This is a genomic window from Limosilactobacillus sp., from assembly GCF_022482365.1.
Lineage (GTDB): Bacteria > Bacillota > Bacilli > Lactobacillales > Lactobacillaceae > Limosilactobacillus.
Genome location: NZ_JAKVPE010000001.1, coordinates 1276673 through 1300125 on the forward strand (window position 1 = coordinate 1276673; position 23453 = coordinate 1300125).

At 52.0% G+C, this 23453-nt stretch carries 24 protein-coding genes; 14 read left to right on the plus strand and 10 right to left on the minus strand.

The window, feature by feature from the left end; genetic code table 11:
* Positions 1-71 precede the first annotated feature (71 nt).
* Entirely contained in the window at positions 72-959 is an 888-nt protein-coding gene (locus tag LKE23_RS05960) for a 3-hydroxyacyl-CoA dehydrogenase (RefSeq protein WP_291976415.1), read from the minus strand.
* Between the two features lie 198 nt (positions 960-1157).
* On the opposite strand from LKE23_RS05960, the gene LKE23_RS05965 reads away from it, so the two are divergent.
* The gene (locus tag LKE23_RS05965) at positions 1158-2270 is read left to right on the plus strand and encodes an acyltransferase family protein (protein WP_291976416.1); all 1113 of its coding nucleotides are present in this window, start codon (positions 1158-1160) and stop codon (positions 2268-2270) included.
* Between the two features lie 69 nt (positions 2271-2339).
* Here the strand turns inward: LKE23_RS05965 and LKE23_RS05970 are convergent, their stop codons facing one another.
* Entirely contained in the window at positions 2340-3071 is a 732-nt protein-coding gene (locus LKE23_RS05970; protein ID WP_291976418.1) for a GntR family transcriptional regulator, read from the minus strand.
* Between the two features lie 133 nt (positions 3072-3204).
* Between LKE23_RS05970 and ybaK the strand changes: the two genes are divergently transcribed.
* The 4 genes from ybaK (at position 3205) to LKE23_RS05990 (ending at position 7282) form a co-directional block, all read left to right on the plus strand.
* Positions 3205-3717 carry a Cys-tRNA(Pro) deacylase gene (gene ybaK / locus LKE23_RS05975; protein ID WP_291976419.1) on the plus strand — a complete coding sequence of 171 codons (513 nt, stop codon included), beginning with the start codon at positions 3205-3207 and terminating at the stop codon, positions 3715-3717.
* Positions 3718-3786: 69 nt separating this feature from the next.
* A complete protein-coding gene (locus LKE23_RS05980) occupies positions 3787-5220 on the plus strand; it encodes a C69 family dipeptidase (RefSeq protein ID WP_291976420.1) in 1434 nt (477 codons plus the stop codon).
* Positions 5221-5329: 109 nt separating this feature from the next.
* Positions 5330-6169 (plus strand): TIM barrel protein, encoded by an 840-nt coding sequence (locus LKE23_RS05985; RefSeq protein ID WP_291976421.1) that lies wholly within the window; start codon positions 5330-5332, stop codon positions 6167-6169.
* 3 nt (positions 6170-6172) lie between these two features.
* Positions 6173-7282 carry an AI-2E family transporter gene (locus LKE23_RS05990; RefSeq protein ID WP_291976422.1) on the plus strand — a complete coding sequence of 370 codons (1110 nt, stop codon included), beginning with the start codon at positions 6173-6175 and terminating at the stop codon, positions 7280-7282.
* A 70-nt stretch (positions 7283-7352) separates the two neighbouring features.
* Here the strand turns inward: LKE23_RS05990 and LKE23_RS05995 are convergent, their stop codons facing one another.
* From LKE23_RS05995 to LKE23_RS06015, 5 genes are all read right to left on the minus strand, one after another.
* Positions 7353-8081 (minus strand): B3/B4 domain-containing protein, encoded by a 729-nt coding sequence (locus LKE23_RS05995; protein ID WP_291976423.1) that lies wholly within the window; start codon positions 8079-8081, stop codon positions 7353-7355.
* Between the two features lie 15 nt (positions 8082-8096).
* Entirely contained in the window at positions 8097-8549 is a 453-nt protein-coding gene (locus LKE23_RS06000) for a MarR family winged helix-turn-helix transcriptional regulator (protein ID WP_291976424.1), read from the minus strand.
* Positions 8550-8644: 95 nt separating this feature from the next.
* Positions 8645-9178: a DUF1836 domain-containing protein gene (locus tag LKE23_RS06005; protein ID WP_291976426.1), complete on the minus strand. Its 534-nt coding sequence runs from the start codon at positions 9176-9178 to the stop codon at positions 8645-8647.
* 9 nt (positions 9179-9187) lie between these two features.
* Positions 9188-9721: a saccharopine dehydrogenase related protein gene (locus LKE23_RS06010; RefSeq protein ID WP_291976427.1), complete on the minus strand. Its 534-nt coding sequence runs from the start codon at positions 9719-9721 to the stop codon at positions 9188-9190.
* Positions 9722-9731: 10 nt separating this feature from the next.
* Positions 9732-10595: a multidrug ABC transporter ATPase gene (locus tag LKE23_RS06015; RefSeq protein ID WP_291976429.1), complete on the minus strand. Its 864-nt coding sequence runs from the start codon at positions 10593-10595 to the stop codon at positions 9732-9734.
* Positions 10596-10779: 184 nt separating this feature from the next.
* Here LKE23_RS06015 and nrdI point away from each other — a divergent pair, with 184 nt between their 5' ends.
* Positions 10780-11244, plus strand: a complete 465-nt coding sequence (gene nrdI, locus LKE23_RS06020) for a class Ib ribonucleoside-diphosphate reductase assembly flavoprotein NrdI (RefSeq protein ID WP_291976430.1) — start codon at positions 10780-10782, stop codon at positions 11242-11244.
* A 52-nt stretch (positions 11245-11296) separates the two neighbouring features.
* On the opposite strand, the gene LKE23_RS06025 is transcribed toward nrdI, so the two are convergent.
* A complete protein-coding gene (locus tag LKE23_RS06025; RefSeq protein WP_291976431.1) occupies positions 11297-11740 on the minus strand; it encodes a VOC family protein in 444 nt (147 codons plus the stop codon).
* 255 nt (positions 11741-11995) lie between these two features.
* Here LKE23_RS06025 and LKE23_RS06030 point away from each other — a divergent pair, with 255 nt between their 5' ends.
* The 4 genes from LKE23_RS06030 to LKE23_RS06045 all read left to right on the plus strand — a co-directional run bounded on the left by LKE23_RS06030 (position 11996) and on the right by LKE23_RS06045 (position 18789).
* A complete protein-coding gene (locus LKE23_RS06030) occupies positions 11996-13168 on the plus strand; it encodes a CynX/NimT family MFS transporter (protein WP_291976432.1) in 1173 nt (390 codons plus the stop codon).
* A gap of 259 nt (positions 13169-13427) precedes the next feature.
* Positions 13428-14909: a glucose-6-phosphate dehydrogenase gene (gene zwf / locus LKE23_RS06035; RefSeq protein ID WP_291976433.1), complete on the plus strand. Its 1482-nt coding sequence runs from the start codon at positions 13428-13430 to the stop codon at positions 14907-14909.
* Between the two features lie 140 nt (positions 14910-15049).
* Positions 15050-16486 carry an NADP-dependent phosphogluconate dehydrogenase gene (gene gndA / locus LKE23_RS06040; RefSeq protein WP_291976434.1) on the plus strand — a complete coding sequence of 479 codons (1437 nt, stop codon included), beginning with the start codon at positions 15050-15052 and terminating at the stop codon, positions 16484-16486.
* A 347-nt stretch (positions 16487-16833) separates the two neighbouring features.
* Positions 16834-18789 (plus strand): glycoside-pentoside-hexuronide (GPH):cation symporter, encoded by a 1956-nt coding sequence (locus LKE23_RS06045; protein WP_291976435.1) that lies wholly within the window; start codon positions 16834-16836, stop codon positions 18787-18789.
* Between the two features lie 81 nt (positions 18790-18870).
* Here LKE23_RS06045 and LKE23_RS06050 read toward each other — a convergent pair whose 3' ends face one another.
* The gene (locus tag LKE23_RS06050) at positions 18871-19383 is read right to left on the minus strand and encodes a MerR family transcriptional regulator (RefSeq protein ID WP_291976436.1); all 513 of its coding nucleotides are present in this window, start codon (positions 19381-19383) and stop codon (positions 18871-18873) included.
* Between the two features lie 102 nt (positions 19384-19485).
* Here LKE23_RS06050 and LKE23_RS06055 point away from each other — a divergent pair, with 102 nt between their 5' ends.
* On the plus strand, positions 19486-20340 hold the full coding sequence (locus tag LKE23_RS06055) for an SDR family NAD(P)-dependent oxidoreductase (RefSeq protein WP_291978272.1): 855 nt from the start codon (positions 19486-19488) through the stop codon (positions 20338-20340).
* Positions 20340-20903 (plus strand): sugar O-acetyltransferase, encoded by a 564-nt coding sequence (locus tag LKE23_RS06060; RefSeq protein ID WP_291976437.1) that lies wholly within the window; start codon positions 20340-20342, stop codon positions 20901-20903. The genes LKE23_RS06055 and LKE23_RS06060 overlap by 1 nt, the downstream gene beginning before the upstream one ends.
* 68 nt (positions 20904-20971) lie before the next feature.
* On the opposite strand, the gene LKE23_RS06065 is transcribed toward LKE23_RS06060, so the two are convergent.
* Positions 20972-21439 (minus strand): universal stress protein, encoded by a 468-nt coding sequence (locus LKE23_RS06065; RefSeq protein ID WP_291976438.1) that lies wholly within the window; start codon positions 21437-21439, stop codon positions 20972-20974.
* A 235-nt stretch (positions 21440-21674) separates the two neighbouring features.
* Between LKE23_RS06065 and LKE23_RS06070 the strand changes: the two genes are divergently transcribed.
* Positions 21675-22805: an IS30 family transposase gene (locus LKE23_RS06070; protein ID WP_291976173.1), complete on the plus strand. Its 1131-nt coding sequence runs from the start codon at positions 21675-21677 to the stop codon at positions 22803-22805.
* Positions 22806-22949: 144 nt separating this feature from the next.
* On the plus strand, positions 22950-23411 hold the full coding sequence (locus LKE23_RS06075; RefSeq protein WP_291976439.1) for an Lrp/AsnC family transcriptional regulator: 462 nt from the start codon (positions 22950-22952) through the stop codon (positions 23409-23411).
* The last annotated feature ends 42 nt before the right edge of the window (positions 23412-23453 follow it).

Consider the following 23453-nt stretch of genomic DNA (forward strand, 5'->3'; position numbering starts at 1 on the left):
CAGCATGGTCGGCTGGTCCAGCACGTGCCGGTACAAAACAACAATCCGTGCAAAGGCCCTCAATCTAATCTCTACTTAAAAAAGTCTGCCTGCTTGAACTCTGAATCAGGGTAGTGGTAGAAGCCCTGGCCGGCCTCGACACCGGTATGGCCGGCGTCGATCATTGGCTTGAGCTTATCCATAATCTTCTTGAACTGCTCGCTCTTTGTCTGCTCGTACTGGTTGGCAACCACGGCATAGGTTGTCCGCAGCCCCACGATGTCCTGAATCATAAATGGCCCCAGCGGTGCCCCGTTGGAGAGCATCCAGTCCTTGTCGATCGTGTGCGGGTCCGCGACGCCATTGGCCCAGAGTACCATTGCCGCGTTCAGGAACGGAACGAGCAGGGCGTTCATGATGTAGCCATGCTGCTCCTTCTTCAGAACCACCGGCACCATCTTGATCGAACGCGCGAAGGCCACCAGGGCGTCGATGACTGCCGGATCGGTCTGCGGGTTGCCGACAATCTCGGCCACGTTGTGTTTCCAGATGTGGTTGGCAAAGTGCAGGTGGGCAAAGCGGTCTGGCCGGTCGGTAAAGCCTACCAGTTCGCTTGGCACGAAGGTCGATGAATTGCTGGTGATGATCGTCTTCTCCGGGAGCAGTGGGCACAGTTCGGCGTAAAAGGCCTTCTTGATCTCCACGGATTCGGAAACGGACTCGATTACCAGGTCAGCGTCGGCTACCGTCTGGGCCAGGTCGCTGCTGATTGACACGATGTTGGCCATCGCCTGATCATAGTCGCTCGCGGTGGCATCCATGTCCTTGATGAAAGTATCCTTGATTGCCGCTAAACGGTGCTGAGCACGGTCCACGTGACGGTTCCAGACCTTGACCTGGTAGCCGCACCGGGCTGCCTGAAATGCGATTTGACTGCCGAGTACTCCCGCACCCGCAACTACAACGTTTTTAATTTCCATAAACATTCCCTCCAAAAATAAGCCTCTGCATATCTTTATTATAACAGAAATGATACCGCTTTCACTATTAAGCATGCCTGAGCTGTGTTTTTGGACACTTCTTAACTATTGTCAATTTTATCGGCCAGCACGCGCGCCTCCCTGCTGATTCGGTGGTACCCTAAGAAGTAACTTGATTACGAAAGGGGGAAGAGCATTTTGCAGCAGCTCGGTTCAAATGGTGAAGCCGACATCGGCGATTTTGCGAAGATGTTCGCAGTCGCCACGGTGATGACCCAGTCCGTCATCTCATTTTTAATGACGGACCGCCTTCCCGTCGGCCAACAGTTCTTCCTCGGCGGGATCTACGAGACGATCAAGTTCAGCGCCTCCGCCTTCATCTTTGGCATCCTCTTCTCCACCATCCGGACCCACCCGGATGCCAGCTGGAAGGACTACCCCCGCTTCATGAGGAACCGCTGGCACATTCTCTTCGTTCCCTCCATCCTCTGGACCGTTACCTACCTTCTCCTCGTCCCCCAGCTCCAGCAGCACCGCTACTATCACAACCTGGCGACCTTCTGCTGGCAGTTCATCAACGGAAACGCGGCACCCCACCTCTGGTACAACGTGATGATGCTCCAGTTCATCATCCTGATGCCCTTCTTCTGGGCCCTGGCACGCTGGATCAACGGAAGCAGACGCCGCGCCCTGGCTGCAGGGATCCTGGCCCTGGTCTTCGAGTTCATCTGGAACTGCGTCTACGCCAGCCGGATCTTCCACGGTCCCGAGCAAACAAGCTGGTACATGTTTGACCGGATCTTTCCCAGCTTCATCGTCTTTGCCGTCTGCGGCACCATCCTTTGGCAGTGTTACCCAGCAATCACCGAATTTCTGCAGCGTCACTGGCTGACCCAGATTCTCGTCTGGCTGGCCCTGCTCTACTACGTCACCCTGAACTTCTTTGGCTACGGGCTGCCGGTCAGGCTGACCAACGCGCCCTACTACCTGCCCTCGATGATCTTCTACAACCTGGCAACGATCGGCCTGATCGCCACCTTTGCCCTCTACATGCAGAGATTTTGCAATCAGTGGCTGCCGCTGGTTCACTGGATCGCCCTCTACGCGCACCGGGCCTACCTGTCACACGTTTTCTGGCTGTACTGGTGCTGGCGCCTGACTACCGGCTGGCACTTACCGCTGGTGATTTGGTTCCCACTTTTAATTTTCTTGACGATTCTCCTCGCCTTTTGCTCGGCCTACTCTTTCCATAGGATTTGGGTGAAAATAAAGGACCTGCTGGGAATCCACCGCCACCTTGCCAATGGCTAAACAAAAAGGCCTCGCAAAATAAGCGAGACCTTTTTGCTATTCATAATGTGGTGCGGATACCCACACTCACTACTTTTCCTGATCCAGGTTTACGAAGGTGCTGTACTTCATGTAGCGGTAGTGGATCCGCATGTTAGAAACCTCAAAGGGCGTGCCATCGTCTAAGAAGAAGACCCCGCCCATGATGCCTACGGGCTCGGTCGGCTTCAGCTTCAAGAGCTCTTGGTCCTGCTGGTCCGACGGGGCGACGCTGATCGTCATGAAGGACTTGGTGACCCGCTTGCCCTTGCTTTCTTCAAGGTAATTAAAGATCGACTTATCCACGATCGCCGGCGACAGGGTTGGCACGATCTTGATCGGGATAAAGCCCGTTTCGATCATGAAGGGCTGCTGGTCAATCAACCGCAGCCGTTTGATTTGATAGACAAAATCGTTATCATTGAGGAAGAGTTCCTCTTGGATATCCGCGCTGGCGGGCACCACCTGGTAGTCCAGCAATTGGATGCTTTGTTTCTTGCCATCCAGTTGGAAACTGTCCGTGACCCCCAAGTTGTTACCCTCGTAGTGGAAGAGCGACTGGTTCTTAAGGTAGAGCGGGTTGATGAAGGTCCCCGAACCCCGCTTTTTGAAGATAATCCCCTGCTGTGCCAAGACACCCAGGGCCCGCTTGACGGAACTGCGGCTCACCCCATAAGTTTCGCTGAGGGTCCGCTCATCCGGGAGACGCATCCCCGGATATTCATCTTTGAGAATTTTTTGTTTTATATCACGCATCACAGAGCGATATACTAAGTCTGCCATGTAATTCAGCTCCTTGGGCCAATTTACTATCTGATTACTTTCAACCTCTAGTATAACAGACCTGGCAAAAATTGGTACCTTGGTGGCAAAAATTGGTCCGTTCCAGTGATTTTAAAGAAAGGATGCAAAAAAATTGAGTAAGAAAAATAAGAAGAGCAAGTTGAAGAAGACTCAGGTCGAACAGATCCTCGACAAGAACAAGGTGGCCTACCAGCAGTTCGAATTTCCAACCCACCAGGATGGTGACGTGCGGACGATGACGGTCGACCACCTCGACATCGACGAGCACCACATTTACAAGACCCTAGTTCTTTCCGGCAACGTTACCGGGCCCCTGGTCGGTGTCATTCCAATCGACAACCACCTCGATGAAAAGAAGCTCGCCAAGGTGTCCGGCAACAAGAAGGTCGACATGGTCCCATTGAAAAACCTGCTGAAGACGACCGGCTACGTCCACGGCGCCAACACCCCGGTCGGGATTTACGAAAAGCACCACTACCCAATCTTCATCGACAGCGTCGCTAAAAAGCAGGGCGAAATCTACGTCTCCTCCGGCAAGATCGGCCGTTCGGTGAAAGTTAACGCCGAGGATTTAGCCAAGCTGGTGCACGCCGAATTCGCCGACCTGGAGCAAAAGGAGGGTTAATTGACCCGCCGTCAGCCCCGGTTATAGAATAGAAGGGTAATACTGAACTTTAGAAAGGTCTTGAACAAATTGAAGAAAAACCTATCTGCCTGCACGACCGTCCTGGCCGGCAAGGAAGCCACCATCGACGGCTCAACCATGGCCGCCCGCAACGATGACACCTTTGGTCCGTTGACGCCCCAGCGCTTCGTCACCTATCCGGCCTATCATAACCACCCCAACCAGGTGAAGGCCTACCTCAACAAGTGCGTCATCGACCGGCCTGCCGATGGCTACCGCTACCAGGGGACCCCGAACGTCAACTACGAGACTGAAGGGGTCTTCGACGAGAGTGGTTTCAACGAGAAGAACGTCGGCATGTCCGCCACGGAGAGTGTTTACGCCAACGAACGCGTCCTAGCCTGCGACCCGCTGAACACGGAGAGTGGAATTAACGAAGACCTGATCGTCGCCGTCACCCTGCCGTTCATCGACAGTGCCAAAGATGGGGTTGCTTACCTGGGTCAGCTGGTCAAGAAGTACGGTTCCGCCGAGGGCAACGGGGTAATCTTCTCCGATAAGAACGATGTCTGGTACATGGAAATCGTCACCGGTCACCACTGGGTTGCCCAACGGATTCCGGATGATGCCTACGCCGTCACCGGGAACCGGGTTGCCATCCAACAGGTCGACTTCGATGACACCGACAATTTCATGTGGTCCGACGGGATTCAGGAATTTGTCGAGAGCAACCACTTGAACCCCGACAAGCACGGCTGGGACTTCCGCCACATCTTCGGGACGGCCGACGTCTTCGACCAGCACTACAACACGCCCCGGCAATGGTATGGTCACAAGCTGCTGAACCCGAGCGTTGAGCAGGATCCACTCGACTTCGACCTGCCATTCATCATGCGAACCGATCACAAGATCACCCTGGAAGACGTTGAAAAGATCCTCAGCAGCCACTACCAGGGCACGCCGTATGATCCGTTGGGCCACGGCACCGAGGAGGAAAAGCACCTCTTCCGGCCAATCTCCTTGAACCGGACCCAGAACTCCCACGTCCTGCAAGTCCGCAACGACCTGCCGGAAGCAGCCTCCACGATCATGTGGATGAGTTTCGGGATCCCGACCTTTACGCCGTACGTGCCGTTCTTCGGTAATGCTGACGACGTTGATGTTTCCTACCGGGAGACGCCGAAGGAACTCAACATGGACTTGAAGAGTGCCTACTGGATGTACCGGGCCCTCTCGATGATCGTGGAGTCCCATCACGCTGAATTTGCCCAGGACGACCTCAATTACTTGAAGGACGCCCGGGAATACTTCTACCGGTGGGTCAACCAAACGGCTCCCCAGGTCAAGGACATGGATGCTCGGCAGGCCAGCGCCTTTCTGAGCGGAGAGACCCACAAGATGGTTGCTGAGATGGCCAAGCGGACCAAGGATCTGATGGCCAAGCTGATCATGCACGGTCTGGAGTTGTCCAAGCTGACCTTCATCATGGACAAGAATCTTTAATTTAACTATTTTGCTAAAAGGCGGTTGCTGTGGCAGCCGCCTTTTTCTATTCATGACAAAGTCTGCTATGATAGATGTAGCTTTAAAATATGCAAAGGAGATCCTCACAATGTATCAGCCAATGCTTGGTCTTAAGGGCAGCAGCGCGCGCGTCCAGATCGACGACCGCTTGCAGCATGATCCCGTCGTCTACGAATTTTTCACCGCCGCCAGCGACTTTACTCCCGACGGTTACAAGCACCTGTATGATGCCGTTCAGTACGTGCAATCGCAGGGCATCCAGCACATCGTCCTTCACCACCCGATGAAGTTTCACGAGCACCACTCCGATGTCGTCGCCCCGGAGAAGGATTACCCGGACCTGTACCGCTTCATCGAAAACACGACCGAGCAGCTAATTCGTCTGGGTCATGACCTCCACGTTCAAATTCTCGTCCACGGCGGCTATTCGGGTCCCGAGGTCGCTCACATGGTAGACCTCTACCCGAATGTTCAGGCGGCCCGGCAAGCCGTTTACGACCGTCTCGACCGCTTTGCCGATGAGGGTGGGCAGCAAATCATGTTTGAAAACTCGATTGCCCCGGTCTTCGCCTACGGTCATCCCGACCAGGAAGATGAAATCCTGGCCCACCACTACCGGCTGGCCTTTGACACCTCACACTGCTTCATCGAGCTCCACGGTGACAATGCCGGTCTGCAGAAGTCGCTCCAGCACCTGGCACCCGCCGTCGTCCACTACCACCTCGTCGACTCGATGGGCCAGACCCACGACAGCCTGCAACTTGGCACCGGCAAAATTGACTGGGCGGGCGTGTTGCCCCTGCTCAACCCGGCTGCCACCAGCATCTACGAGATCAACCTCCACGATCAGACTAATTGCCGCGAACAGTTGGCCAGCCACACCTACCTGACCCGGGTGTTTGATCAGCTCCAGTCTAAAAGGGGGTAGCCAATGAACCTGCACATCAACCGGCGCCACCTCTCCCTGGTTCTGGCCCTCTTTCTTCTCTACCTGGCAATTACCTACTGGAAGACGGTTGCTAGGTTTATCCAGACCATTTGGTCCGCTGCTATGCCCCTGGTGGTCGGCTGCGTGATCGCCTACATCGTCAACCTCCTCCTGCGCCAGTACGAGCACCTCTACCTGCGGATCTTTCCCCAGCCCCGCGCCCAGCGCTTCAAGCGGGTGTTTGGGATCGTCCTTTCCTACCTATCGATCATCGTCATCGTCGCCCTGGTGATTCGGCTGGTCATCCCCGAATTAGTCAGCTGTATCCGCCTGCTCTTCTCCAACCATAGTCAATCGGTCAACAAGATCGTCAGCTTCGTCCAGCAAAACGGTCTCTTCAAGAATGTTTGGAAGCATCTCGACCTTCAGCACTTGGATTGGCAAAAGACCAGCAAGCTGCTCGGCTTTGGCGTTGGGGGCACGATGAAGAAGATCGTGACAACCGCCTCTTCGGTTGTCACGACGACCACCAAAACCGTCATCGCGATCTTCTTCTCGATCTACCTACTGATTTACAAGGAAAAGCTGGCCCGCCAGTTTTACCAGGTCATGGACACTTACTTTGGCAAGATCAAGCGGCCATTCATGCACGTTGTGAAGACCTTTGACGAGAGCTACAGCAGCTATATCGTTGGCCAGTGCAAGGATGCCGCCATTTTGGGGGTCGCCTGCTTCGTGGGGATGCAGGTGCTGCGGATGCCGTACGCCTCCATGATCGGCGTCGTCACCTTCTTCGGCGCCTTGATCCCGATCGTTGGTGCCATCCTGGGGGCCGGGATCGGGGTCATCCTGATCTTCGCCGTTTCACCCGTCAAGTCGCTGATCTTCTTGATCTTCATCATCGTCCTCCAGCAGTTCGACAACCGGATCACCTATCCCCTGGTGGTCGGCAAGAGCATCGGCCTGCCAAGCGTCTGGGTTTTCGCCGCCGTCATTGTCGGTGGGGGCATTTCCGGGATCCTCGGGATGATGCTGACGGTGCCACTCTTCGCCGCTATCTATAAGCTGGTGGCCGAGGACATCGAGCGCCGGCACCTTGCCAAAATTGAATAAAGAAAAAAGCTGCGTGAGAAATTTGAGCATTCTCGCGCAGCTTTTTTAATATTTGCCAATACCAATATGGTTAGCGCAGTTCTTCTGGAACCTCGGCTTCGGGCGCGTCCTTCGTCAGGTGGTAAACCTGCGTCGTCTCAACGCCAAAGTACTTGGTGATCAGCTTGCTCAACTCGTCCATCGCCTCGTTGGCGTGCGGAATCTGTTCCTTATTCACGGACTCGATGACGGCAACGACCTTGGTCGAGTCCTCCGTCAGCATCGTCCGCTGGGCATCACGCCAGTTCAGGCACCGGCAAACGGCGCCCTCGTCGTCGTACCAGCAAACCTCACCGGGCAGGGTTGGCTCATCCTTGTCGGCACCAACCGGACGGAAGGCTTGGCCGCCCTCGACCTTGCCCAGGTGCATCGTTCCCTTGATCTTGTCCCGGTCTTCCATGCCGACCGGCACCCCGTAGGACAAGGAAATGCTGTTGTAGACGTCCACCATCGGGTCGATTGGTTCGAACTTGTGCCCCTGGTTGGCACGCTTTAGCAGTGCTTCAACTGAGGCCCGGGCCCCCTTCTTCTTCTTGAACTGCTGGTAGGCCTTCCGCCACTGGTCAACAACCGGGTTCAGCCGGAAGGTCTCGTTGGTCAGGAACTGGCCGGCCTCCTTGGTTGCGTTTGCCAAGAGCTTGCGCCGGTCGTCCAAATTCTGGTCGGTGTCGTGGTTATCAATTCCGCTTGCGTACAGGATGTTCACCTGACCGTCCGGGAACAGTTCAAAAAAGCTGGGATCAACTGTTACTTTATCCATCATAATAAAAACCTCCTAGTACTTTCGCTTACCGCCATGCTTGACCAAGTCCCAGTCGCCATCAATGTTGTGGCGAATCCGGACCAGGTAGTCATGGACCTGCTGTGCTTCCTCATCGCTAAAGTCACGCAATGCCACCGCGTTCGAATGTTGATTCTCACGGATGATAAAGGGATAAATGTCCTTACCCTTTTGAGTAACGTACAGGCGCTTGATCTTCTTGTTTTTAGGATCGCTGCACCGCTCAATGAATCCCTTGTCCTCCAATTTCTTAACGGCACGGGCAATGGTGGTGCGATCAACCTTTATCAAGTTCGACAGTTGCTCGGAGATAATGCCCGGATGCTCGTAAATGCGCACGACGTAGAGGTACTGTCCCCGCGCTAAGCCAATCTGCTTAAACTCAATATTCGACATTGAATCCAATGCGCGCTCGATCATCCCGACTTCCCTTAAAATATCGATCATGGTAAAAATCTCTCCTCGTCCATTATCTTATCACCTTTTGTTGCAATTGCAACAAAAATATAAAAATAAAAGAGACGGCACTATGCCGCTCCTTTTTAGCCCTTCTCCACATCCAAGGGCTGCTGGTGATCATGCATCTCGGCGAAAATGTGCTTGGCTTTCAAATGAGCAAGCACCGCCTGAATAGCTGCCTCCATCAATGCCTGGCTGGCCGGATCAATCTGGCCGTTTGCCGGCGCTGCCTTTTGCCCGGCCAAGGTGGCCTCAAGGATCGTGGCAAAGTGATCGTAGGCCTGTTGTGGATAGGTACTGATCGTCACCTGGGCGATCCCGGCCCGGATGTCATCAATGCTAAAACTTACCTTGAAGAAGCCGATCAGCAGCAGATCGACCAGTTGGTTCACCGCGTACTTTTTCTTTACCGGGGCCTGGATAACCTTCTTTTTGACGTAGTTATTAACCATTGCCTTAGTCAGGGGCTCAACGTCAAAGGCGGCCAACTGTTCGTTGACCACGGTCACTACCTGGTCAACGTAAAGGCCGAGGCTAGGAAGCTCCTTCCACCGTGGCAGACGAATATCTTGGAGCTGCTTTTGCCATTGCTGGTAGTCGGTTAATTTTCTTTCCATAATTTTCCCTCATTTCGTTTTTGGCATAACGCCAATCGAGTGGTTGTCGTAACGGGCCGTGGTCAGTGCCGTTTGCAAAACGGTAGCCAGCGCTTGATCGCCAACACGTTCTCCCGTCATCGTCTGGCCCTCGTCGACGATTTGCAGCGGGCCATCTCCCTCGACGATCGGCAGGGAACGGACCACGACGTAGGGCAATTCCAGCTCGTCAATCATCTTGGCGGCGTACTGGTGGGCCCAGACCGCTTGCTGACCGTGCTTGCCGTACCAGTGCTTTACCTGGTCGGGGCTGGCGTCGTCGGCTGTGCCGGCAATCGACAGCATCACAATCTTTTGCGGCGTGAAAACTGCCCGGTCAATTGCCGCGGCCAGGTCCTGCACCTCATCGTCAACCGGTTCGTTGACCGTCGGTAGCCAACAGAGCAGGTCCCCCGCCTGGAAGTCAACCGCAAAGCTGCTGGCGACCACCGCCGAATACGTATTTTCCATTAAGAGACGGGCGAGCCGGTCGTGCCGGTGACTTACAATTACAATTCTTGTCATCGCTGCCTCCTTAGTAGGCCATCAGCTCATCTTCCACCGAAGCGTCCTCAATCCGAACATCGGTGATCGTACTCTGCTCCAGTAATGGCAGAAGGGCCTGGATGTTGCCGGTGTAGAGAAAGCGGGTCTCATTTGGCGCTTCCTCAAGCATATGGGCACCCATTTTTACCGCCAGTTCCACCGGCAGTCCCGTCCCGGTAACCGTCACCGTACAATCAACCCCGTCGCTAGCACGCAGGGCCCGCGCCGAAGTCAGGCGGCTGCCATTGAAGTAGTAGATCACGTCGGCGAAACGCATCATCGTCGAAACGTCGGTGCTCGTGAACAGAACCAGTGAGTTGGTCTTTTGAACGTAGTCACGGAGCAGGTTACCGATGGTGAGTCGGGCATCCCCCGGTAACGCGTCCAGGCCGTCTTGAAGCATCACAATCGGCCGACGCAGGGCCAAGAGAATCACCAGTTTTAGTTCCTGCTGCTGGACATCCGTCAGGCTTGCCAGCCGGGCGTCCAGCTGAATCCCCAGTGACTGGGCCAGCTGAGTCGTGGCCGCCAGTGACAGGGCATTGGGCTGGCGGCGCAGGGCCTTCTTAATCGCCTTATTGACCCGGCGCCCCCGCAGATCAATTTCAGCCAGACTGGCGATGTTAGCGGCGTGACGGCGTTTCAGGTGCGCGACATCCTGATCGTTCACCTGCGCGTTACCGTCTAGCACCTTGCCGCTCCCGGCGACGAGCTGCTCAATCGCGCTTGCTGCCCCCTGATCGTCGCTGCAAATCGCAATCATCTGTGGTGACGTCAATTCCATCGAAACCCCTTCAAGCTGATCACCCGACTTAGCTTCAAAGGTTAGATCATTTAATACAATTCTGCTCAACTTTTGCTCCCCCTACTGTGCACATTCTTACTTATAATTTTATCATTTTCTGTCCGTGGTCAAAGGGCCTTTCGCTATTTTTAACTAATTCGATCGGGCACCACATCGTAATTAGGGGCCTAAGCGTTGTATAATTAAAAGTATTCAAACACATCAAGCGATAAATCAAAAGGAAGAATCAGCAATGGCACCAATAAATATCATCTACATTTCACTTGAGGGCAATACCCGCGCCTTTCTACACCAATTGAGCGAGTATGCTCAGCAGCAGCACACCCTTAACGCCGAAAATCCGCTGATCACCACTAAAGAAATTAGTGACCAGACCATTCCCGCCAAGGAGGAAAAGCCCTTCTTCGTCTTTGTCCCAACCTACCTCACGGGGGGAAACGGAATCGATTCCGGCTATACCGAAATCATGACCAACGCCCTGGGTGAGTACATTGCGGATGGCAACAACGCCGACATGTGCCTGGGAATCGTTGGCAGCGGCAACCGCAACTTCAACGAACAATATTGTTTGACCGCCCGGATGTACGCCAGGCGCTTTAACGCACCGTTCTTGGCCGACTACGAATTGCGTGGTACTTCTCGGGATGCCGAGCGGATCTATGCAATCCTTAAGAAGCGTTGGGCAGAATTCAATTAAAAAACAAGGGAATGGGGAGGCGCTTGGCCAACTCATTCCCTTGTTTTTTTAATTATTGTTCCGGCAAATCGTAATCAGTGGTGATCAGCCAGGTGATCCCGTACTTATCAACTACCTGGCCCATCTGGCTGCCGAACATCCAGTCACCAAAGGGTACCGTCACCCGCTGATCCTCGGACTGGGCAAGCTGGTTAAACAACTGCCGGGCCTGGCTGGGGTCGTCGGTAAAGCTGAGCATGATCGACACCAGGCTCGACGTCTGGGGAGTTCCCATCGTGGCGTCGGCGCAGATGAACTTCTGACCAGCAATGGTAAATTCACCACGCAGGGTCGTTTGTTCCAGGTGCTCGCGGTCAGTCGGCATCCCCAGACTCTCCGCCTGTTCTTCATTTAACGATTGGTGATAGGTGATTTCCGCCCCAAATTCCTGGACATAGTAGTCCATGGCTTCCTTGGCATTTTCGAATGTGAGGTACGGGTATATTTTTGCCGTCATGTTTTTCCTCCGTCTCAAACTTCTTGTTCGATTATATGGTTTTCACCAGGTGGCGTCAAATCCACCGCCCCCGGCAAGAAGCGGATTAATACCTGCGCGGCAAAGAATGTGCCGGTTATTCAACCCCTGCTATTTGGGCTGTTTTGCGCCCCTCTCATCGTTATTTAATCGGGATCTGCCGGACATTATGCTATAATAAGATTGTTTAATTTAGTTTAAGGTTTTACCTAATCTCACAAAGAAAGGACGAATCTCGTGAAAAAAATTAAAAACCACAGCCCGCTGCTGCTCCTCGGGCTGCTCCTGCTCGGTGTCTGCATGCGTATGCCGATCACCGCAATTCCTTCAGTCGTCAAGGAAATCGCCGCGACCTTTAACGTCGCCCCAACCAGCTTGGGGATCCTGACGACCATCCCGCTGCTCTGTTTCGGCCTGCTTTCCGCATTGGTCTCTTCGACCGCTCAACGCCTGGGGAACGAGCTGACCTTGGAGATTGCCATGGTCCTGATGTTCATCGGTTCCTACCTGCGAATCATCAACTTCACTTGGCTGATCTTGGGGACGGCGCTGGTCGGGATCGCGATCACCTGCATCAACGTCCTCCTGCCAGCCATCATTGCCGATAAGTATCCGGACAAGATCGGGAGCGTCACCGGGATGTACAACACCGCGATGACCCTTTTCGCGGCGATCGGGGCCTACGCAATCACCCCGATTACTCATCAGAGCTCCTGGCAAACCGCGGTCACGATTATCAGCGCCATCGCCTTGATCACCGCCATCGTCTGGCTGCCAAACCTGAAGTACAACGAGCGGGTCGCCAACACGGCCGCTACTCAGGAAACTAAGGGGACCAACATGTGGAAGAACATGAACGCCTGGTGGCTCTTGCTCTTCTTCGGTGGACAATGCTTCGTCTTCTACAGCATCGTTGCCTGGCTGCCGTCCATTGCTATGGACGCCGGCCTGTCCAGTAACCAGGCCAGCCTGATCGCCGGCCTGCTCCAGCTCTTCTCAATCCCGTTCGCCTTCCTGATTCCGGTGATCGCCACCCGGATGACCAACCGGCAGCCAATCATGCTCTTCGCGGGGATCGTCTCGATGCTGGGCACGCTGATGATGTTCTTCCATGTCGGCTCCTTTGCCTATTTCTGCATCGTTGCCCTACTCCTGGGTGCCGGAACCACGACGACCTTCGTCTTAGCCATGACCCTCTTTGGCCTCAAGACGAAGAACGCCACCGATACCCGGAGCCTGTCCGGAATGGTTCAATCCGTCGGCTATCTGATTTCGGCGCTGGGTCCGATCGTGGTCGGCAACCTGAACGCACAGACGCACGGTTGGTTCGCCAGCCTGGTTGTCATCATGATTGCCGCCCTCTTCTTCACCGTCTGTGGGGTTCTCGCGGAACGGCACCAATATATTTAACATTTATCTAGGGACTGTCGTATAACTTCGGCGGTCCCTTTTTAATTGTCCAAATTTTAGTAAACAATTTTGTTCTAGACCAATAAATGACAAGCGGTTAGCAAATGACGATCATGACGCTTTTTCCCCCTCCTATTCCATTTCTGGGCCGCCTGACAAATCTGCGCAAACGGTTTCTTTTTTAGTGCAGAAGCGGCCTGAAGAGTATATAATTGAACCGTTATAGAATTTTCTGAAATTTCAGAAGGAGTGAACATTTTTGGCTACAGAAAATAAAGCTGTCATTACGTTATTTGGGGCAACCGGTGATCTAGCTAAGCGGAAGCTGTACACGGCTCTCTTCAAGCTCTACCAAAAGGGCTACTTGGCTGACCACTTTGCATTGCTCGGTACCTCCCGTCACGAATACAGTGACGACGAATTCCAACAACTTGTTCGTGACTCCATTAAGGACGTTAACGAAACCCGTTCAGGCGAAGCAGAAGAATTCTCTACGCACTTCTTCTACAAGGCACACGATGTCACCAAGCCTGAACACTACACCGCACTGAAGGAACGGATTGTGGAACTCGACAAGCAATTCGGCACCGACGGCAATCGTCTCTTCTACATGTCCATGGCACCACAATTCTTCGGTACCATCGCACTGAACCTGAAGAAGCAGGGGCTCTTAAGCGACGACGGTTTCAACCGCCTGGTTATTGAAAAGCCATTCGGCCGGGACTTTGATTCCGCTAAGAAGCTGAACGACGAATTGTCCAAGACCTTCGATGAAAACCAAATCTTCCGGATCGACCACTACCTGGGTAAGGAAATGGTTCAAAACATCCAAGCACTGCGCTTTGGTAACACGATCATCGAATCCCTCTGGAACAACCGTTACATCGACAACATCCAGGTAACCCTGAGTGAAAAGCTGGGTGTCGAAGAGCGTGCCGGCTACTACGACAACTCCGGTGCCCTGCGTGACATGGTTCAAAACCACATCATGCAGATCGTTGCTCAACTGGCAATGGAACAGCCTGTTTCCTTCACCGACTCCGATGTCCGGGTTGAAAAGATTAAGGCCCTGCGTTCTCTGCGGGTCTACACCCCATCCGAAGCCGCAGCCAACTTTGTTCGTGGTCAGTACGACGCCGGCAACGGCACGGAAGCTTACCGTGACGCCGACGGGGTTGACCCAGAATCCGGTACCGAAACCTTCGTTGCCGCCAAGCTCCTGTTTGACAACTACCGCTGGTCAGGTGTGCCATTCTACGTTCGGACTGGTAAGAAGTTAGCCGACAAGTTCACCCGGATCGACGTTGTCTTCAAGAAGCCATTGATCGACATCTTCGCCGACCCACGCCACGAAAGCGACCAATCCCTGAACTCCAACGTTCTGACGATCTACGTTGAACCAAAGTCTGGTTTCGGTCTGCAGCTGAACGCCAAGCGCGCCGGTCAGGGCTTCGTTACCCAACCAGTTGACCTGTCTTACCTGCAAAGCGACAACGATAAGAAGGAAGCGCCAGAACCGTACGAACGGCTCTTCCACGATGCTCTGGAAGGCAACCACACCAACTTCGCATCATGGGCTGAAATTGCCTACGCATGGAAGTTCGTGGACGTTATCCGGAAGCTCTGGGACATCGAAAAGCCACAGTTCCCTAACTACACGCCTGGTTCCATGGGCCCAGCTGCTTCTGACGAGCTGCTTGCCCGTGACGGCCGGAAGTGGGTTTACCAACTCAACCACTAAAAATAATCAAAAAGCTTTAAGGCTGCAAAGTCTTAAGGCTTTTTTATGTTGAATGGTTTTCAATTGCAGTATTTTACCGATTTGCTATAATGGTAACTGTGAAATGACTCACAAGTTTTGATATGAGGAGAGTGACTTGAATGTCTGATCAAAAAGCACAAATTGGTGTTGTTGGTTTAGCTGTCATGGGGAAGAACCTGGCCCTGAACATCGAAAGTCGCGGTTTTACCGTTGGTGTTTACAACCGGCACCGCAACCGGACCGATGAAATGATGAAGGACCACAGCGACAAGAAGCTGGTCCCAAGCTACACGATTGAGGATTTCGTCGCTTCGCTGGAAAAGCCACGGCGGATCCTGATGATGGTCAAGGCTGGGAAGCCAACTGACGCCGTCATCGACGAACTGCTGCCACTGCTTGACAAGGGTGACGTCCTGATCGATGGTGGGAACACCAACTTCCACGACACGATGGCCCGGAACGCCAAGCTTGACAAGTCCGGCATTAACTTCATCGGCATGGGTGTTTCCGGTGGTGAACTCGGTGCTCTCCACGGCCCAGCCCTGATGCCTGGTGGTCAAAAGGAAGCCTACGACCTGGTTGAACCAATCCTGACCCAGATCGCTGCCAAGGCCGAAGAAGATGGCAAGCCATGCGTTACCTACGTTGGTCCAAACGGGGCCGGTCACTACGTCAAGATGGTCCACAACGGGATCGAATACGGTGATGAAGAGCTGATCGACGAAAGCTACAACATCATGCGCAACGTCTTAAAGATGCCGGTTGACGACATTGCCAAGACCTTTGCCGAATGGAACAAGGGCGAGCTGTCCTCCTACTTGGTTGACATCACTGCCGACATCCTGACCCGCAAGGATGACATTGGTGACGACAAGTCCAAGCCAATCGTCGACATGATCCTCGACCGGGGTGCCAACAAGGGTACCGGGAAGTGGAGTTCCGAGACGGCCCTCGACGGTGGCGCACCACAGTCCGTAATCACCGAAGCCGTTTACGCTCGTTACATCTCAATGATGAAGGACGAGCGGGTGGCCGCAAGCAAGGAATTGCCTGACGTCACCGAGGACGTTTCCATCGCCGACAAGCAGGAAATGATCGAAAAGATTCGGGAAGCCCTCTACTTCGGTAAGGTTATGTCCTATGCTCAAGGATTCGAGCAGATGCGGATCGATTCCGAACGTTACAACTGGAACCTCAAGATGGGTGAATTAGCCCAGATTTGGCGTGCCGGCTGCATCATTCGGGCCCAATTCCTGCAAAACATCACCGATGCCTTCGACAAGAACCCTGACCTGAAGAACCTGCTCCTGGATGACTACTTCAAGGACATCACCAAGAAGTACCAGCAGGCTATCCGGGACGTGGTTTCACTGGCTGTTAAGGCTGGTGTCCCTGTCCCTGCCCTGTCCGCCGCTATTTCCTACTACGACTCCTACCGGGCAAAGGTTCTACCTGCCAACTTGCTGCAAGCCCAGCGTGACTACTTCGGTGCTCACACTTACGAGCGGGTTGATCGCCCAGGCAACTACCACTACAGCTGGTACGAAGAACAATAATTTATTCGATCGCTTTTAACATAAAATAGTGCAGTTCGATCAATTAGCGAATTAATCGACTGCACTATTTTTTTGCGATTAATAAACACAACGTCCCACCAAAATGCTCAACGAAAATTTGCAAAATGTTTACTAGGCAAATGATAAATTTTGTTATTTTCCGGGGCCCTTTCCACCGCCGCTAAGTCAGTTTACAGAACAGTTTGTGCCCAATGTGCACGATTGAGCTTAAATCACAAGTTGATTTCTCGTAAAACTTTACTAAAAAAGCATTGACATATTTATTGAAAGCGCTTAACATTACACTTGTAAGTTATTTCAAGTTGTTGCAGAAAAGAGGAGTCAATATGGATAGTTCAAAGCAAGAGCAACATGTTGTCCGCTCGCGTGTCGCGTACTCACTCGGGGCATTTGGACATGATGCTTTCTTTGCATTACTTTCTACTTACTTTATGATGTACGTTACCGGTCACTTGTTTGACTCTGGTAATAAGGCATTCGATAACCGCATGGTTGGTTATGTTACCATGATCATCCTGGTTCTGCGGATTGGTGAATTGATCATCGACCCAATGATCGGGAACGCAATTGACCGGACCCATACTAAATGGGGTAAGTTCAAGCCATGGGTTGTCGGCGGTGGTATTATTTCTGCCGTTCTGTTAGCCGCACTGTTTACGCCATTTGGTGGACTGAACCTCAGTAACCCAGTTCTTTACCTGATTCTGTTTGCTATTGTTTACATCATTATGGACGTATTCTATTCATTCAATGATGTTGGGTTCTGGTCAATGGTTCCAGCGATGTCCTTCGATTCACACGAACGTGACAAGATCGCTACCTTTGCCCGTGTTGGTTCAACGATTGGTGGTCAGATCATTGGTTTCGTAATCATGCCAATGGTTCTGTTCTTCTCCGTTAAGCAAAATGGCGGAACCGGTGATGACCGTGGTTGGTTTATCTTCGCCGTCATCGTTGCCGCCATCTCAGCTATCACGGCTGTCGGTGTTGGGATGTTTACTCACGAACAGCAATCACTGTTGCGTGAAAACAAAGAGCAGACGAAGTTTAAGGATATCCTGAAGATCCTGGTTAAGAATGACCAGCTGCTTGCAATTGCGATGTCCTACCTGTTCTTCACTACTGGTCAGACCCTGCTGAACAGTTTTGAACTCTACTACTTCACTTACATCTTAGGCAACTCACGGGCCTTCTCCATCTTGGGTGGTCTGAACACGGTTGTCGGTGTGATTTCTGTCTTCGCCTTCCCACTCTTCTCTGGTAAGATTGGTCGTCACAAGTTATTCTATGGCGCCGCTTCAATCGAAGTTGTGGGTGCCCTGATCTTTGCCTTTGCTGGCAAGTCCTTAGCACTGGTTCTGCTTGGTGCTGAACTGTTCTTCATTCCACAACCAATTATCTTCCTGGTTGTTCTGATGACCATTACTGACTCCGTTGAATACGGTCAGTTAAAGCTTGGTCACCGTGATGAATCATTGACCCTGTCAGTTCGTCCACTGCTCGATAAGTTCGGTGGTGCCGTTGCCAACGGTGTTGTTGGGATGGCAACCGTTGCTGCCGGGATGACCGGTGGTGCTACCGCCGCTACTGTTACTGCACACGGCGTTTCCATCTTCAAGATTTACATGTTCTTAATTCCAATTTCCTTAATCATTGTTGGTATTATTATCTTTGCCCTCAAGGTTAAGCTGGATGAATCTTCACACGCCAAGATCGTTGCCCAACTCGAAAAGACCTGGGGCAAGCACCTTGGTGACACGGACAGTGACGACACTGAAGCCACTGCTGCTCCTGCTCCACAGCCAGGCGTTACCGAAATCCCAGCCCCAGTTGCTGGTAGCTTAGTTGCTCTTAAGGACGTCAAGGACCCTGCCTTTGCTAACGGCAGCATGGGTCAAGGATTTGCCCTGAAGCCATCCGACGGTAAGGTTTACGCACCATTTGCCGGGACCGTTCGGGCAACCTTCTCCACGAAGCACGCGGTTGGTCTGGTTTCCGACAGCGGCGTTGCACTGCTGATCCACGTCGGGATTGACACTGTTCAGCTGCACGGTACTGGTTTCGTTACCTACTTCGACAAGGGTCAACACGTCGAAAAGGGCGATGAACTGATGGAATTCTGGGACCCAACCATTAAGAAGGCTGGCCTCGATGATACCGTCATCGTTACCGTCACTAACAGTGAAGAGTTTGACTTCGAACTGGAGAAGCAAGCCGGCGAAGAAGTCACCGTTAAGGACAATGTTTTGAAGGTCACCAAGAAGGATCTGGAAAACAAGTAATTGTCTCTTAATTAAACCAAGAGGCCGCGGCCCCAAATAAAAAGACTCGCTCGGGAGAAATCCCGAACGGGTCTTTTTTGCTTATGCTTGTTGCTTGGCCGCGTAGTTCTTTTGGTAGTCGATCAGCTCCTTGATGTCGTGACACTTTGCCAGGGCCGCCTGGTACTGCTCGTGGATGTCTGGATCGACCCGCTCGCCCTCAGCAGTCTGGATCATGTGGATCTCCTCGGTCCCCGCCTCCAGAGCCGTCTTGAAGTACCACATCTTATAGTGGAGGAAGTCCTGCTGGGCCTTGAGCTCCGCAATCTGCTTGGCAACCGCCTGCTCTTCCCTGGCCAGGAGCTCGTAACGATCCTCTAAGGTGACGTCACCTTCCATACAGAGGTCGATGAAGTGACGGATTTCACTGATCGTCATCCCACACTTCTTCATGCACTCAATTACTTCCAGGAAGTTAAGATCGTTGTCCTTAAAGGAACGCCGGCCGGCCTCATCGCGGTCAACAAAGGGCAGCAGCCCCTTCTTATCATAGAAACGGAGGGTTGAGGTTGGCACGTCCATCTTCTTTGCCACATCGCCAATTGAATATCTCATAAAAAAATCCGTCCTTCCTGTTGACTTAAACCATAGTTTAACTTGTAGTATAGCACTTGTAGATAAGAAACAGCAAAAAAGAGTTTAACAAAGGAGATTTTTATTATGAGTAAAACATGGTTAGTTACTGGTACCCACACCGGCTTTGGTAAGCAGTTAGCAATTCAATTGGCCCAGCACGACGACATCAACCTCGTCGCCACCTCCCGGAAGGCCGGGCAGCTGGACTACCTGGACCAATACGACCACGGCCAAATCGCCAAGGTGATCTTGGACGTCACCAAGCACGATCAGGTGGTAGCCGCTGTTAAGAGCGCTACCGAGCGTTTCGGTGGCATCGACGTCCTGGTCAACAACGCTGGGCTCGGTTACTTCGGCACCTTTGAAGAGTCTAACTTGGAAGACGTCAAGTACATGTTTGACGTCAACGTCTGGGGACTGGTTGACATGACCCGTGAGACACTGCCGATCATGCGGAAGCAAAAGTCCGGCGTGATCGTCAACTTCTCGTCGATCGGTGGTCTCTACTCCTTCCCGACCCTTTCCTTCTACCACGGCACCAAGTACGCCGTCGAAGGGATCACGGGCTCGATCGAAGAGGAAGTCAAGGGCCTTGGCATCAAGACCATGCTGGTTGAGCCAAGCGGCTTCCGGACCGACTGGGCGGGGCGGTCATCACACAAGACGATGCCGACCCACGATGACTACGAGCAGTTCACCAAGTTCATCGATGACATGGCTAACGGTGCCCACCACGAGCCTGGTGACCCTGTGATGGCCGCTGAGATCATCATTGATCAGGTCACCAACCATAGCGACCAGTTGCCAACCCACCTGCCACTGGGCAAGATCTCATCGGACCTGGCAATTGACAAGTACACCAAGTTGCTGCAACAATTTAAGGATGAACGTGAATTGTCACTCTCTGCTGATCGTCCTGAAAGGAATGATAACTAGTGTCTGAACTCGACAAGCTTGAAGCGGGCGAATGGTACAACTTCGGTGCTCCCGAGGTGGCGGCCCGCAAGCTCAACGCGGCCACCCTTGCCCAAGAATTCAACGCCATCCCCGAAAACGAAGCTGAAAAACAAGAGGCCAAGGCCCGTGAGATCCTCGGTTCCGCCGGAAAGAACCTGGTGATCCACTCCACCTTTAATTTCGACTACGGCAAGAACATCCACGTCGGCGACAACTTCCTGGCCAACTACAACTTGACCGTCCTGGACATCGCCCCAGTGAACATCGGTGACAACGTCTGGATCGGTCCGAACACCGATATCTACACCGTCAACCATCCCCTGACAGTCAAGGGGCGGCGGGAACGCCTGGGAATCGGCAAGCCAGTTACCATCGGCAATGACGTCTGGATCGGTGGCCATTCCACCATCTGCCCAGGAGTTACGATTGGTAACGGGGTCGTCGTGGCCGCGGGATCGGTCGTCACCAAGGACATCCCGGATAACGTCGTCGTGGGCGGCGTCCCGGCCAAGGTGATCAAACAGATTCAACAAGAAGACTAACCAAAAAATCATCCGTGAATCAAAAAACGATTCACGGATGATTTTTAATTCAGATTATAATCAGGCGCTTAGTCCTTAGGCTGGTCCACGTCGGTCCGGACAACCAGGACGTCAACGGGGGCGTTCCGCTTAACGTAGGAGGTAACGGAGCCCATGACCGCCCGCTGCATCCGAGAAAGGCCACTAGCACCCATGATGATCATGTCATTGTGGTGATCGTGTGGGAAGTCGAAGGAGATAATGGTCTTCGGGTTCCCCAGCCGAATGTGGATGTCTAAGTTGTCAAAGCCGTCCTTGGTCTTGGCGGACTTCAACAGGCCGTCCAGGTATTCCTTGGACTTGTCAACCAACTGGTAGGCAATACTGCCATCGGACATTCCGGCGAAGTTGTAGGCCATTGCCCGGGTGTCAATGACGTTTAAGATGTCAATGTGCGCCCCGTTTCGCTTAGCAACAAAGATTGCCCGGTGCAGTGCTTGCTCGGATTCTTTTGAGCCGTCGACTGGTACTAAAATGTTTTGGTATTCTTGATCCATAATAATAAGCCTCCACTTCAAACAGCTTTTGTATATATTGTAACATTATTTATAGCGCTTTCGTAACTCTGCTTGCCGAATCAGGCAACTTTTTGAAATCCTTTTGAAATTGACTTTTCGGTAGATTATAGAATGAAGTTAGCCACCCAGTTGGTGGTAAATAAAAAACGCCATTCGGCGTGACATCAGGTATCATATTAAGTGAACCAAACCTATATGAAAGGATGTCCGTCAAATGACGCACTTAAATGATACCATGTCTACTATTTTATTGACTACTCATAAAAAGAATGCTCATCTTACTAAAGAAGAACGTGTGATGATTGCGACTTTAAAGTCGCAAGGACTTTCCAATCGCGCAATTGGTCGCCAATTAGGAGTTAATCATCAAACAATTAATAACGAGCTCAACCGTGGTACGGTCCGCCAACTTCGTCGTCAAAAATCTAATGGTAAGATTTACGAATATTCTTACTACATCTATAGTTATGAAGCTGGTCAGGCCACATATCTTGAACATCACCGCCATTCTGGTCGTCGTCGCTTATATTATTCTTCAAAGCAATTTTTACGATTAGCTGATCAGCTAATGCTTGGTGAGTTTGACGACCACCATTACTCCCCACAAGCGGTTATTTATAAGGCTCGAGATTTAATGAATGATGGCACCCTGATCCCAAAGTCGGTTGTAACTTTATATCAATGGATTAATGAGGGTGTGCTTCGTACGTCCAATTTAGACCTCTTTGAAAAACCTAAACGTAAGCATCATCAAACTCATCCGCAAGCTAAAAGGTGCTTAGGGCCTAATATTGCTCAACGACCTCAAACTGCGGACCAACGGTCCGAAATTGGCCATTGGGAACTGGATACAGTTCAGGGACAGAAAAACGGTAATGACAGTGTTGTACTAGTAATGACTGATCGCCTTTCACGAGTTAATATCACGAGTAAAATTGCTGGTAAAACTGCGCATGCAGTAAATCAGTTCTTTATAAATTTGCGCCAGAAAATGGGCACAGATGCTTACTATCGCATTTTTAAGACAATAACCTCTGACAACGGTTCAGAATTTAGTGAGTTAACACAAGTTCACGATCATGTTTTCTATGCTGATCCGTATTCCCCTTGGGAACGTGGATCCAATGAGATCAATAACCGGTTTCTCCGCAAGGAGATTACCAAAGGTGAAGCTATAAATAACTATAGTAGTGCTCAGATCATAGCGACTAATGATTGGATGAATCACTATCCACGAGCTATGTTTAATGGACATTCGTCAATGGATATCTATCGTAAGGCCTTCTACCAAGAGATATCACAGCTCCATCAACCAATAATCAATTGGTCAGTATTATTTATTTGAGTCCAGTGGCTAACTTATTCTTGAAATTTAGGAAATTGACTTTTCGACAAAAATCTCCTACAATTTGAAAGTATATTAAGTAATGATTAGAAAATTAACGTTTTATCATATTTTAAGACAAACGATTGAGTGAGGCTAGTATTTATGGATAAAATTGATCGGAAAATCGTAAACTTGCTGCAGCAGAATGCCCGGGCCTCATTAAAGGATCTTTCCAAGGAGTGCTTCATTTCCTCGCCAGCCATCGCCGCCCGGATCACCAAGCTGGAACGGGCCGGCATCATCACCGGCTACCATTCCAGCATCAACATGGAGGAGATCGGCTTCCACGTTCGAGCCTTCATCCAGGTCCAGCTGGAACCACGGCAAAAGCAGGAATTCTACCCGTATATTCAAAGCATCCCCAACGTGATCGAGTGTAATTGCGTCACCGGTGATTACTCCGAAATCATGGAGGTTGTCTTCCCTTCAACCACCAACCTGGATGACTTCATCAACACCATCCAGCAGCGGTTCGGCAAGACCAGCACCCAGATCGTCTTCAGTACCAGTGTTGAGCACCGTGGGGTCGAATTGCAGGCACCGGAACAAGAGACTAAAGAATAAATAAATCGCCACTACGAGCTTATTGCTCGCGGTGGCGATTTT

What these genes read in the sequence shown, in the direction of transcription:
- LKE23_RS05960 (WP_291976415.1), bottom strand. Translation starts at nt 959, where the DNA reads ATGGAAATTAAAAACGTTGTAGTTGCGGGTGCGGGAGTACTCGGCAGT.
- LKE23_RS05970 (WP_291976418.1), bottom strand. Translation starts at nt 3,071, where the DNA reads ATGGCAGACTTAGTATATCGCTCTGTGATGCGTGATATAAAACAAAAA.
- LKE23_RS05985 (WP_291976421.1), top strand. Translation starts at nt 5,330, where the DNA reads ATGTATCAGCCAATGCTTGGTCTTAAGGGCAGCAGCGCGCGCGTCCAG.
- LKE23_RS05990 (WP_291976422.1), top strand. Translation starts at nt 6,173, where the DNA reads ATGAACCTGCACATCAACCGGCGCCACCTCTCCCTGGTTCTGGCCCTC.
- LKE23_RS05995 (WP_291976423.1), bottom strand. Translation starts at nt 8,081, where the DNA reads ATGGATAAAGTAACAGTTGATCCCAGCTTTTTTGAACTGTTCCCGGAC.
- LKE23_RS06000 (WP_291976424.1), bottom strand. Translation starts at nt 8,549, where the DNA reads ATGATCGATATTTTAAGGGAAGTCGGGATGATCGAGCGCGCATTGGAT.
- LKE23_RS06005 (WP_291976426.1), bottom strand. Translation starts at nt 9,178, where the DNA reads ATGGAAAGAAAATTAACCGACTACCAGCAATGGCAAAAGCAGCTCCAA.
- LKE23_RS06010 (WP_291976427.1), bottom strand. Translation starts at nt 9,721, where the DNA reads ATGACAAGAATTGTAATTGTAAGTCACCGGCACGACCGGCTCGCCCGT.
- nrdI (WP_291976430.1), top strand. Translation starts at nt 10,780, where the DNA reads ATGGCACCAATAAATATCATCTACATTTCACTTGAGGGCAATACCCGC.
- LKE23_RS06025 (WP_291976431.1), bottom strand. Translation starts at nt 11,740, where the DNA reads ATGACGGCAAAAATATACCCGTACCTCACATTCGAAAATGCCAAGGAA.
- gndA (WP_291976434.1), top strand. Translation starts at nt 15,050, where the DNA reads ATGTCTGATCAAAAAGCACAAATTGGTGTTGTTGGTTTAGCTGTCATG.
- LKE23_RS06045 (WP_291976435.1), top strand. Translation starts at nt 16,834, where the DNA reads ATGGATAGTTCAAAGCAAGAGCAACATGTTGTCCGCTCGCGTGTCGCG.
- LKE23_RS06050 (WP_291976436.1), bottom strand. Translation starts at nt 19,383, where the DNA reads ATGAGATATTCAATTGGCGATGTGGCAAAGAAGATGGACGTGCCAACC.
- LKE23_RS06065 (WP_291976438.1), bottom strand. Translation starts at nt 21,439, where the DNA reads ATGGATCAAGAATACCAAAACATTTTAGTACCAGTCGACGGCTCAAAA.
- LKE23_RS06070 (WP_291976173.1), top strand. Translation starts at nt 21,675, where the DNA reads ATGACGCACTTAAATGATACCATGTCTACTATTTTATTGACTACTCAT.
- LKE23_RS06075 (WP_291976439.1), top strand. Translation starts at nt 22,950, where the DNA reads ATGGATAAAATTGATCGGAAAATCGTAAACTTGCTGCAGCAGAATGCC.